At 37.5% G+C, this 10,910-nt stretch carries 9 protein-coding genes; 3 read left to right on the top strand and 6 right to left on the bottom strand.

Annotation, left to right across the window (positions count from 1 at the left end):
* Positions 1 to 194: 194 nt before the first annotated feature.
* Both HMPREF9078_RS03700 and HMPREF9078_RS03695 read left to right on the top strand, forming a co-directional pair.
* The gene (locus HMPREF9078_RS03700; RefSeq protein ID WP_009419404.1) at positions 195 to 1,022 is read left to right on the top strand and encodes an S-adenosyl-l-methionine hydroxide adenosyltransferase family protein; all 828 of its coding nucleotides are present in this window, start codon (positions 195 to 197) and stop codon (positions 1,020 to 1,022) included.
* Positions 1,023 to 1,159: 137 nt separating this feature from the next.
* Positions 1,160 to 2,239, top strand: a complete 1,080-nt coding sequence (locus HMPREF9078_RS03695; RefSeq protein WP_009419403.1) for an efflux RND transporter periplasmic adaptor subunit — start codon at positions 1,160 to 1,162, stop codon at positions 2,237 to 2,239.
* A gap of 8 nt (positions 2,240 to 2,247) precedes the next feature.
* Here HMPREF9078_RS03695 and HMPREF9078_RS03690 read toward each other — a convergent pair whose 3' ends face one another.
* Positions 2,248 to 2,805, bottom strand: coding sequence for an L-threonylcarbamoyladenylate synthase (locus HMPREF9078_RS03690; protein ID WP_009419402.1), 558 nt, complete (start codon positions 2,803 to 2,805; stop codon positions 2,248 to 2,250).
* A gap of 36 nt (positions 2,806 to 2,841) precedes the next feature.
* On the opposite strand from HMPREF9078_RS03690, the gene HMPREF9078_RS03685 reads away from it, so the two are divergent.
* Entirely contained in the window at positions 2,842 to 5,034 is a 2,193-nt protein-coding gene (locus HMPREF9078_RS03685; protein WP_009419401.1) for an FUSC family membrane protein, read from the top strand.
* 185 nt (positions 5,035 to 5,219) lie between these two features.
* Here HMPREF9078_RS03685 and HMPREF9078_RS03680 read toward each other — a convergent pair whose 3' ends face one another.
* The 5 genes from HMPREF9078_RS03680 to HMPREF9078_RS03660 form a co-directional block, all read right to left on the bottom strand.
* Positions 5,220 to 7,973 (bottom strand): hypothetical protein, encoded by a 2,754-nt coding sequence (locus tag HMPREF9078_RS03680; RefSeq protein ID WP_009419400.1) that lies wholly within the window; start codon positions 7,971 to 7,973, stop codon positions 5,220 to 5,222.
* Between the two features lie 156 nt (positions 7,974 to 8,129).
* A complete protein-coding gene (rplI, locus tag HMPREF9078_RS03675) occupies positions 8,130 to 8,657 on the bottom strand; it encodes a 50S ribosomal protein L9 (protein ID WP_009419399.1) in 528 nt (175 codons plus the stop codon).
* Between the two features lie 17 nt (positions 8,658 to 8,674).
* Positions 8,675 to 8,953: a 30S ribosomal protein S18 gene (rpsR, locus tag HMPREF9078_RS03670; RefSeq protein ID WP_002671374.1), complete on the bottom strand. Its 279-nt coding sequence runs from the start codon at positions 8,951 to 8,953 to the stop codon at positions 8,675 to 8,677.
* A gap of 4 nt (positions 8,954 to 8,957) precedes the next feature.
* The gene (gene rpsF / locus HMPREF9078_RS03665; protein WP_002671370.1) at positions 8,958 to 9,299 is read right to left on the bottom strand and encodes a 30S ribosomal protein S6; all 342 of its coding nucleotides are present in this window, start codon (positions 9,297 to 9,299) and stop codon (positions 8,958 to 8,960) included.
* 145 nt (positions 9,300 to 9,444) lie between these two features.
* On the bottom strand, positions 9,445 to 10,407 hold the full coding sequence (locus HMPREF9078_RS03660) for an SIS domain-containing protein (protein WP_009410800.1): 963 nt from the start codon (positions 10,405 to 10,407) through the stop codon (positions 9,445 to 9,447).
* Positions 10,408 to 10,910 lie beyond the last annotated feature (503 nt).

Here is a 10,910-nt window from a genome sequence, read left to right as displayed (position 1 = left end):
ACGAACAAATGACGGTGCGAGCCGCACGGGCAGATAAATAAATAACGAAGGAAGGGCAAACAAATGACGAAGAAATGATGAAGGATAATGGAGGGAAGCTTAAGGATTGATTATTGCAGATTTAAAGGAGGTATGTTAACTTCATACTTATATATTTATGCTGTTTTAAACTTGATATCATTATAACAAAAGGAATGAAAATCATTACATTAACTACTGATTTTGGTTTACGAGATTACTCGGTGGGAGCTGTAAAGGGTGCTATTTATAGTAAGTGCCCCGAAGCTTGCGTGGTAGATATCTCGCATTTGATATCACCTTTTGATGTGTTTCAAGCTGCCTTCATCTTAAAGAATGCTTACGTACATTACCCAAAAGGAAGTATACATATCATAGGGGTAGATGCGGAGCGCACTCCTGAGAAAAGGCATATGGTAATGAAACTGAACGGGCATTATTTTATCGGGGCTGATAACGGTATTTTTCATCTTTTAGCAGAAGATAAAAAGAACGCTGAACTGTACGAAATAAAAGGGAAACAAAGCACTGAACTTTTTCCTACGCTGTATTCATTCCCTTTGATTGCCCAGAAAATATATGAAAATATCCCTCTTAACAAAATAGGCAAGAAAACCGATACGTATTTAGAGGCTACTCATTTTAAACCAGAGATATCTGCTGATAAACGTTTCGTTTACGGTACGATTATTTATATTGACCACTATGGCAATGCGGTAAGCAATATCAGTAGGAAATTATTTGAAGAAATAAGGCAGGATAGAGCTTTTGAGGTTATCTTTAATATGTATACCTTCAAAAAGATTTATAACCAATACAGCGAATTTATTGATTTTAGTGTTCCTCTTGACCTTCGCGCTCCCGATGGAAAACGAATGCTTCTGTTTAACGACCTCGACTATTTGCAGTGTAGTGTTTACAAAAGTGATACTCATACGGTAGGGGGAGCTTCTTCTTTATTAGATATCAATTACCTTGATAGAGTGAGCGTTCACTTCATTTAATAGCAAATAAAACAACCCAATGAAGAATGAGAAAAAAGTGAATGAAGGTAAAAATATGGAAACTTTTTTTGTTTATTAAGTTTTTTGTTATACCTTTGCCCCCGATTTAGAACACTTAATACAGTAATTTAAGAAAAATGAAAAAAATAATTACTACAGTTATCATAATAGTCCTTGTAGGATTAATGGGATTCCGCCTATATTCTAACAAACAGAAAAATGCTGAAGAGGTGGCTATTGTAGCCCAAAAAGAAGCCCAAGTAGCCGTACGTGCTGCCAAAGTAACAGAAGAAAAAGTAGCCGACCTTTTTACGGCTAACGGTACTTTTGTAGCCGAACAAGACCTGAATGTATCTTCAGAAGTAGGAGGACAAGTCATAAAAATTTATGTAAAAGAGGGTGATTTTGTGAGAGCAGGACAAGTATTGGCGCAAACAAAAGCCGACAGAACTAATGTGCAGTTAGACAATGCCAAAGCGGTACTCGAAACTGCAAAATCGGATTTAAAGCGCTTTGAAAGTGCTTATCAAACAGGAGGAGTTACCGCTCAACAATTGGAACAAGCGCGCTTGCAACTCAAAAACGCCCAAGCGAACTACAATTCGGCAGCTATTGTATCGGGTGATACAGCGGTACGTAGTAAAATCAACGGGATTGTAACTAGCAAAGAGGTAGAAGAAGGAACTCTTGTAAGTGCCGGACAGACGTTATTCAACGTGGTAAATATCGACAATTTGAAGTTGAAAATTACCGTAGATGAAAGTCAAGTAGGAGAACTAAAAGTGGGTGAAGTCATCAAAATAAAACCTAGTACTTCCTCAGAATTAGTAGACGGAAAGATTACTTTTATCGCACCGAAATCTAATGGAGCTCTCAAATTCCCCGTAGAAATATTGGTAGCCAACAAAGACAAAAAGCTAAAAGCGGGAATGTATGCGACTGCACAGTTCGGCAGTGGTAATGATGAGGTTACAGCTCTTGTGGTACCTCATTCTGCTTTCGTGGGTAGTGTGAGCCAAAATAAAATTTTCAAAATAGTAAGTAGCAAAAATGCTAAAGGTCAGGAGGTGCTTAAAGCTGAAATGGCAAATGTGAAAAGCGGTCGCAACTTTGGTGATAAGGTAGAAATCATTAGCGGACTTACTCGCGGTGAAGAAGTGATTACCAGTGGACAAATTAATATAGATAACGGAACAGCTGTGAAAATAGTAGAGTAACTTACTATTTATCTTAATATTTGAATCTCTCCGTCTGTATCAAACCTAATCAGACGTGAGGGATTTTTTATTTGGGTATCGTCTTGACGGTAAGGTACTACATAATCAGATTGCGCAATAATTTGGGGGTTAATGAGTTGGTAATACAAAGGTGTTGACTCTCCACTGATATTAGCAGAGGTAGAGACTATGGGTTTGCCAAAATCGGCAATCATCTGTTGGCAGAACGCATCTTGCACGACCCTAATGGCTACTGTATTATCAGCAGCTATCACATTCTTAGCCAAATGCAAAGGGTGACTATAAATAATAGTGGTAGGTTCTTGCAAGGTTTGAAGATAAGCGAGCACCTTAGGAGGTATATCTGTTACGTAGTGCTGTAACATCTCTGTATCACTCACTAAAATGATGAGGCTTTTGCTCTCACTGCGTTGTTTTATTTGGAAAATCTTAGCTACCGCTTCAGGATTTGTGGCATCACAACCCAAGCCCCAAATGGTATCGGTGGGGTATAGAATTATCTTTCCTGCCTTTAATATTTCAGTTATCAGATGGTTATTTGCCATTAGTTTTGTAATTTTGCCCGCAAATATATGTAAAAAATGTATACCTCCATCATATCATTCTTTAAAAGTTTTTCTTTCTTCAAAGGGTGCCTCAAAACTATTGCGGTGCTTATTCCCTTAGGGTTGGGCTATTGCTTTGACCTAATGGATATTGGTATACCTATAGCTTTGAGTATTGTTGCGATTTCGCCCAGCGATATTCCAGGGAATCAAAAACACCTCTATGGTGGTCTTTTCATAGCAACATTACTAGCAACTATCAGTTCTACTTTGGTAAACCTCACGGCTCCTTACGAGTACTTATTACTGCCTACTATATTTCTACTCACCTTCGGAAACGCTTATATTTCGTTATACGGACATCGCGCTACAATGGTAGCTTTCGCGGGATTATTTGAGATAGCCTCTACTTTAGCCCACTTGCAAACAGGGTGGGGTATTGTTTTGTACAGTGGTTGTGTGTTATTAGGAGGTTTGTGGTACAGTGTATTAGTGTATATATTCCTAAAAATACGTCCGCGTTTGTACAGTGAACAGCTATTAGGGAAGTGCTTTGCTCTTACGGCAGAGTTTTTTTCGGTAAGAGCTGACTTACTCATCGCCAAAGACAGAAGCGAAGGACTCAAAAAGCTCATCAACCTGCAAACAAGCCTTAATGAAAAATATGAAAAGCTCCGTGAAGCCGTACTTGATTCACGGAGCAAATCAGGTAAAACCGACTACCTGCAACGCCAATTTTTGATGTTTATAGAGCTAGTGGATATCTTCGAATTAGCTTTAGCCAACCCCGTACAATATGAGAAAGTGGACAAGGCTTTTGCCGAGCATCGTGAATATTTACAAACTTATGTAGATTTCCTCAAAGAGCTATCGAGACAGCTACAACAAATGTCCGAATACATTGGGTCACGCAAAAAGATACAATTAGACAACTGTTTAAAAGACTTATTAACGCAAACCAAAGAGAAGAACGAAGCCTTGAAAGCACTTTCAGAAGTATCGGAAGAAGATAAAGAACGCGCTTTGCTGTTGCGAAATTTTTATATTTATATAGAAAGTCAATATCATTCTATTGAAAATATCCGACATATTTTTGAGAACTATTATAGCAACGATGCAGGGGTACGCGATGAGAGTACTTATCGCAAGTTTGTGAGTTACCAAAACTACTCGTGGCGACGGCTCAAAGACCATATATCTTTAAAATCTACCTTTTTTAGGCACGCAATGCGTCTATCTATAGTGGTATTTTTGGGTTACCTCATAGGTGATATATTCCCTATCAACAATGCCTACTGGATTATCCTTACCATCTTCATTATTATGCGCCCTGGTTTTGGGATTACCCAAGAGCGCTCACTCAGCAGGGTTTATGGCACTATGATTGGTGGGGTTGCCTCGTTTGCAGTAATTTACCTACTCCCCTACCCTAGCTTGTACCTCTATGTCGCTATTTTGTGTATGCCTATTGCTTTTGGGTTGATTCAGGAGAACTATATGTACGCCTCTATATTCATCACTATCAGTGCGATATTTATTTTTGCACTGATTACACCTAATGTTTACAGCCTTATTTATGACCGCCTATTGGATACCGTTATAGGTGTTGGGCTATCGTTTGCAGGGAATTATCTCATTTTGCCCACGTGGGAACACAATACTTATAGGGAAGCGGTCACCAAATCAGTAAAAGCTAATATCGGTTACTTACAGCAAGTAAAGGAGATTTTTAACACCGGAGAAGGGATTACCACTGCCTATAAAGTATCGCGCAAAGAAGCTGTGTTAGCACTCTCAAACCTAAATACTACCTTCCAACGAATGTTACAAGAGCCGAAGTTTATGCAGTATAAAAATCCATCAGTATACGGGATTATCGTGATACAGCAAGCCTTCTTAGCCTCTGTGGCTTCGTTTGGCATTAGGTTGAACAGCAAGAAAGTAACCTTCCCTAAAGCGGTATTTAACGAGGCAATTGAGAGTCTTATAGCAGCCTTGCAACACTGTTTGACGTTACTTGTTGAACCTACGGCTACTCCTCAAACTGATTATAAAACGCCTATTGAACAATTCAATCAGTCCATTAGAGAAATAATAGACACTCCTCAAAATACAGATACCTCTTCACCTATCTCAATGCGAGAGACACAATTCTATGGAGAACAGTTCAACTATCTGTTTGGATTATCGAAGAACTTAGAACAAGCTATTCGGTCTATCAATACGTAATAAAAACTAAGGCGTCACCAAATTGATGACGCCTTAGTTTTTATTATTTATCTTATAATTATAATTGTTCTACAAATATCACCGTTACGGGAATAGTTACTAACCAAAAGCCTTTAAGTAAAGTTTCGAGGTTGTTGAAAACTTCTAACATAAGTATAGTATTTTAAGATAAAAGGCAATATCTCTTAGCGAATTGTTTTGGGGTCTACCCCCATATTCACAATAGCTTGGCGAATATCAGCAAAAGTTTTGAGATTAGCCTTCCCTTTTACCAATTCGTAGTTGGTTCCTTTTTTAAGATAATTAATCAAGCTAGTCTGTCCTCCAAAGTAAGAAGGTTTAACTTGGTCAATAGAAGTACCATTTTTAAGTGCTGTGAAGAACATACTATATTGGTTCGCACGTTCCTCTATCTCTCTTCTACCTTGGTTAAATTCAAACATTACCACACTCCAATCATTGCCTTCCAAACGCTTTAAATTCATTTTCACTCTATCTACAACTTCTTCAGAACAAGCCTGTGAATTAAAGCGTTTCATATCTGTAACAAAGGTTTCTGTAAGCGATACATTTTTAGCGATAGGTCGAGTAGTATTCTCTCCTCGTTTCACTGTTTTAGGATCACGTGGCTCACTTATAGTTACAGGTCTTTCAGTATTGTGAGAAGGAGTAACTGTTTTAGGTGTTCTTCCTACCGTAGTTTCATTTCTATTAACAACAGTTGCTTCAGGTTTGGTAGCAGGTTGCTCTTCTCTCTTAGGTCTTTCTACAGCCACTTCCACTTGGTCACGCGCTTTACTTTCTCTAATTATTCTTTGCAAATCTGTTTGATAAGACTTCAATTCAGAACTACCTCCTTTTAAATAAGGACGCAAAAGGCTATCTACTTGTTCACTATTATAAGCAGAATAATCAAAATCCTTTAAGAAATTTTCCCATACGGCTTTTTCAAACTCAGGTCGTAATTTATCTGTAAGGAAATTGCGCTTTTGGGCTTCTGCTATAAAAAGACTTCCCTTAGGGTCTGCGTGAGTTTCTTTCCAATTATTCACATCCAAAAGAAATGCCATTGCAGGTGAAATCAAATCTATTTTAAGAGTATCTTTGCTATTTGCTTCCACCATTTTAGCTAACTTATTGAGTTGTTCTTCACTTAATAACAAGGTGTCTTTCCCCTCTTCTTTGAAGCTAACAACCAATTTTGTCTCAACGATAGGCAAGCTCTTTTTTAACCTAATATAAGAATCCTCAATCTCGTAAGTGCGCTCATCTATATTGGTTAAGAAGTGCATTTCGTCTATTTCACTCTCCGAATTGATTGCTACATAAGCCTTCACAGGATTTTTAAGCATCGGGAAAATAAACCAATAGCCTACACCTACTAATATTAAAACAAAAGCAACAGCCGAAGCAATCTTTATCCAAAACGCACGAGACTTAGTGTTCATCTCTATCGCTTCGCCTCGTTCAGTGGTAGCAACCCCTCTGTTTACTACTGATAAACCATTAGAAAACTCAGGACTCTCTGAGGCAATCATTTGTGGATTGTAAGCACCTTTAGCTCTATCAAAATTAACCTCTCCGCTCTTCGATATACTAATAACTCTTCCTGTATCTTGATTTTCAAACTCAAAATGGTATAAGTTCTCAGGTAAAACAATCTCTACAGGCGAATCACTGCGCAAGTTTTTACTGAATACAATACCGTTGATTTTTAGAGATACTGAAGTTATAGTGCTCGAAATAATCGTAAACTGATACTTCTCAAAAGGTACTGATAAGGCCACCCTATCATCTACCATATAGTTACTCTTGAAAACAATACCATTGTAACTAAGGTTGAATACATTACGTGCCTCATCTCCTTTTAGTAAAAAGTAATATCCCTTTGTATTAGAGTATAGCTTAGCTTTAAAAGTCGTACTCTCTAATGATAAGAACGAAATGTATTTCTCAAATTCTCGTTGAGGAGTTTCCACGTACACTTTAAACTCTTTTGGAGCAAAAGGAATTAAATCAAAAGTATAATTATTTTGTACTTTCTTGATATAACCTCTTTTTATCGCTTTCTTAATCGTATCGTGATAAGAGAACATCTCGTGGTATCTCGATTTTTCAAGAAGTACTTCAATAGTATCATCGTCCGAGAAGACTTCGTTCATATAGGTAGCTCCCACGTCTTTACCATTCTTCATAAAAGCTAATATCTTAATATTAGCATTAGAAGGCACAAACCGAGAAGCTCCACTACTTCCTCCTGCATTGGTTGTTTGGAAAGTAGATGTACTTGTTCTAGGTATTGCGTATTCTGGAAAGAGAAAGTCAATACTATAAGCTCGAGGGTCTTCCACAAATTCTTTGCGCAAGAACACAAGGTCTTGGTATTTCTCAAACTCAGGACGGTAAGGCATATTGAAGTATTTATCTACCTCATAAATATCCATATAAGGGAAAACCTTAGGCATATAGCTTTGGTCTAATGCAAAAGAAGCCGTTACTGGTTCCTCTACCAACTGCTTTTCATACCCTCTCAGAAGATTAAAATATGGGAATATATCCTCTTTTTCATTGAGTAACGGAATATTGTTCTCGTAATTGATATGCTCTGCAAAGTACATATCCATTAACAAGTTCAATACTTGTCGTACCCCTCTCCATTGTAAAAAATGTGGTATATACAATGAAATGGCTATATACACACCGCTTTGTCCATTCACTTCTTTTGAGGAACGGTATTGTGTGTATATCTTGTAACTATTGCTAAACTGCAATGTGTAAAAATCTACACGCGGGGTGTGTATGCGTATAAAGGCACTGATATCTTTCAATCTGTCCTTTACTTCTTGCAGCTGAAAGTTAACTCCTTGTGAGGCTAACACCTTGCATCCCTGCTTGTAACCCCATATTGTTAGACCTATTGTATTAATTTTGGATTCCATAGTATTTTTTGAGATTCTGCTAAAATTGGTACAAAAGTACACATTATTTTTAATATACAAAAATTTTATTGTAAAAAAAATACCTACAAAGGTAAATTTCCCTTATAGGTATCAAAAATTATAATTGATATGAACTATTTAAATCCTTATAATTTATTAGTTTCCAGCAGGTTGCTCAGTAGCAATTTCCGCTTTGGGCTCTTCAGCCTTTTCTGCAGGTTTTGTCTCTACTTTTGCTACTTCTGCTACAATTTCAAATGGAAAATCAACAATTACTTCACGGTGTAAACGGATAGAAGCATTGTATTTCCCAGCACGTTTGAGAGTGTTACCAGCGATAGAAATAAATTTCTTATCAATATCGTGACCCGCTTTGGCTAATTCTTGTGCCAAATCACCATTATTAATTGACCCAAAAAGCTTATCTCCAGCACCTACTTTGGCAATAATTTTTACCACCAATGACGAAAGTGCTTGAGCTGTTTTCTTAGCCTCATCAATAATATGTTGCTCTTTGTAAGCTTTCTGTTTTAAATTTTCAGCTAATACCTTTTTTGCTGAGGGAGTAGCCAAAATTGCAAATCCTTGCGGAATGAGGTAATTACGTCCGTAGCCGTTCTTTACTGTAACGACATCGTCCTTAAAACCTAAATTATGTACGTCTTGTTTTAGTATAATTTCCATAGTTTCTACTCCTGTTATTATTTTAATAAATCGGCTACATAAGGCATTAATGCCAAGTGGCGTGCTCTCTTCACAGCGGTAGCCACCTTGCGTTGGAACTTCAATGAAGTACCTGTAAGACGACGAGGTAACAACTTACCTTGTTCGTTTACAAACTTCAAGAGGAAGTCAGCATCTTTGTAATCAATGTATTTAATACCTGATTTTTTAAAACGACAATATTTCTTTTGTTTTGAAGTGTCGATGTTTAGCGGAGTAAGATATTTGATATCTCCTTTTTTTTGTTCTACTGCCATTTTCTTACGCTTTTTTAGTGTTTAACTTTGCTCTTCTCTTTTCAGCCCACTCAATGGCGTGCTTGTCTAATTTCACAGTCAAGTAACGCATCACGCGCTCATCACGACGGAATTCCAATTCAAAAGCATCAATTACTTCACCAGCTACTTTAAACTCGAAGAGGTGGTAAAATCCGCTTTTCTTGTTCTGGATTGGGTAAGCTAATTTCTTCAAGCCCCAATTCTCTTTTGCTACAAATTCTGCACCCCTTGAAGTAAGAAAATTCTCAAACTTTTCTACTGCTTCCTTTATCTGTGTATCAGATAAAACGGGATTCAAAATGAAAACAGTTTCGTATTGATTCATAAATAAAATGATTAATTTTTAATTCGAGGTGCAAAAGTACTACAATTATTTTACCTGACCAAATAATCTGCAATATTTTTTACAAAATAATGCCCAAATACCTGACAATGAACAATTATCACAGCTCTCTCACCTTTCTTAAAATCTATATTAAACCTTCTTGTATCAAATTATGCAAGTGTATAATCCCCTCGTATTGCCCTTCACGCGTTACCAATAACTGCGTAATTTTATTCTTCTCCATTAGGTGTAACGCATCAATAGCCAAACTCTCCAAGTCAATCGTCTTAGGGTTAGCACTCATTATATCTTTAGCCACCAACCCTTTTATACTATCCGTTTTACTGAGCATTCTGCGGATATCCCCATCAGTCACTACCCCCACAATTCGTCCATTATCAATCACAGCAGCTACCCCCAACATTTTTTCCGATATTTCCACAATCACCTTCTTAATATCAGTATCCGGAGCCACTTCAGGTTTTTGGTTGTGCACTACAATGTCAGCCACTTTCAAATACAAACGTTTCCCTAATGCTCCACCGGGGTGATATTTAGCAAAATCACTGCTACCAAAATGCTTCATTTCAAGCAAACACACCGCTAAGGCATCACCTAAAACCAACTGAGCGGTAGTGCTAGTCGTCGGAGCTAAGTTATTAGGGCAAGCCTCTTTCTCTACGTGAGCGTAAAGCACACTATCAGCCTGTTGGGCTAAAACCGAATTTCTGTTAGAAGTAATCGCTATCAATTTGTTATTACCGCGTTTGAGCAATGGTACCAATACTTTTATTTCGGGCGTATTACCACTTTTTGAAATGCATATCACCACATCGTCCTGTTGTATGATGCCCAAGTCACCGTGAATCGCATCAGCAGCGTGCATAAAGATAGCAGGCGTACCAGTAGAATTCATTGTTGCCACTATTTTATTAGCAATAATAGCACTCTTCCCGATACCCGTAATCACCACACGCCCCTTCGATTGCAGTATATACTCCATCGATTTAGTAAAATCGTCATCTATATAGTCTACTAATTTAGCAACTGCCTGAGCTTCTTCACTGATAGTTTGTTTGGCAATGGTTATAATTTCTTCTGTTTTCATTCTCAATAAATTGTTTTGCGTGAGGCAAAAGTAATACTTTTTTTGTTCATATAAAAACACCATTCGCTTTTTTGCTTTTTAACAAACATCTTTTCTATACAATTAAAACGCTTTATTCACTCCCTCTTTGCAGTACTCTCTTGGCTAAAAAGAACTGTTTGCCGTACTACGACCTTCTGTATAAGATGAAATCTTGAATAGCCATTTTACAAGGCACATCCTTGATTTTGTTTTAAATTTGAAATCAATTTTGCTCAATTTCTGAGGTACAGCCTCACATCTCTACTTCAAACTCACATTATCTACTATCCCCACATACTTTGCCAACGTTTGAGATTTTGGCGAAGTTGAAATCACCTTCGCCCTCCTATCCACTTTTCACTTTAAACCTTTCGTTTCTTCACTCTTTACCCTTCGCCTAATTAACACTTTTTAACTCTTCACCCTTTGCTCTTAATTCCTCATTCTTAACTACTTATACACCCTTTCTATACCAATCGTCC

The sequence above is a fragment of the Capnocytophaga sp. oral taxon 380 str. F0488 genome (assembly GCF_000318255.2).
GTDB lineage: Bacteria > Bacteroidota > Bacteroidia > Flavobacteriales > Flavobacteriaceae > Capnocytophaga > Capnocytophaga ochracea.
This window is presented reverse-complemented; position numbering and strand designations above follow the sequence as displayed.

Bases quoted from the DNA above. Each gene is read 5' to 3' on its own strand.
- HMPREF9078_RS03685 (WP_009419401.1), top strand. From the start codon at position 2,842: ATGTATACCTCCATCATATCATTCTTTAAAAGTTTTTCTTTCTTCAAA.
- HMPREF9078_RS03660 (WP_009410800.1), bottom strand. From the start codon at position 10,407: ATGAAAACAGAAGAAATTATAACCATTGCCAAACAAACTATCAGTGAA.
- HMPREF9078_RS03690 (WP_009419402.1), bottom strand. From the start codon at position 2,805: ATGGCAAATAACCATCTGATAACTGAAATATTAAAGGCAGGAAAGATA.
- HMPREF9078_RS03695 (WP_009419403.1), top strand. From the start codon at position 1,160: ATGAAAAAAATAATTACTACAGTTATCATAATAGTCCTTGTAGGATTA.
- HMPREF9078_RS03700 (WP_009419404.1), top strand. From the start codon at position 195: ATGAAAATCATTACATTAACTACTGATTTTGGTTTACGAGATTACTCG.
- rpsR (WP_002671374.1), bottom strand. From the start codon at position 8,953: ATGGCAGTAGAACAAAAAAAAGGAGATATCAAATATCTTACTCCGCTA.
- HMPREF9078_RS03680 (WP_009419400.1), bottom strand. From the start codon at position 7,973: ATGGAATCCAAAATTAATACAATAGGTCTAACAATATGGGGTTACAAG.
- rpsF (WP_002671370.1), bottom strand. From the start codon at position 9,299: ATGAATCAATACGAAACTGTTTTCATTTTGAATCCCGTTTTATCTGAT.
- rplI (WP_009419399.1), bottom strand. From the start codon at position 8,657: ATGGAAATTATACTAAAACAAGACGTACATAATTTAGGTTTTAAGGAC.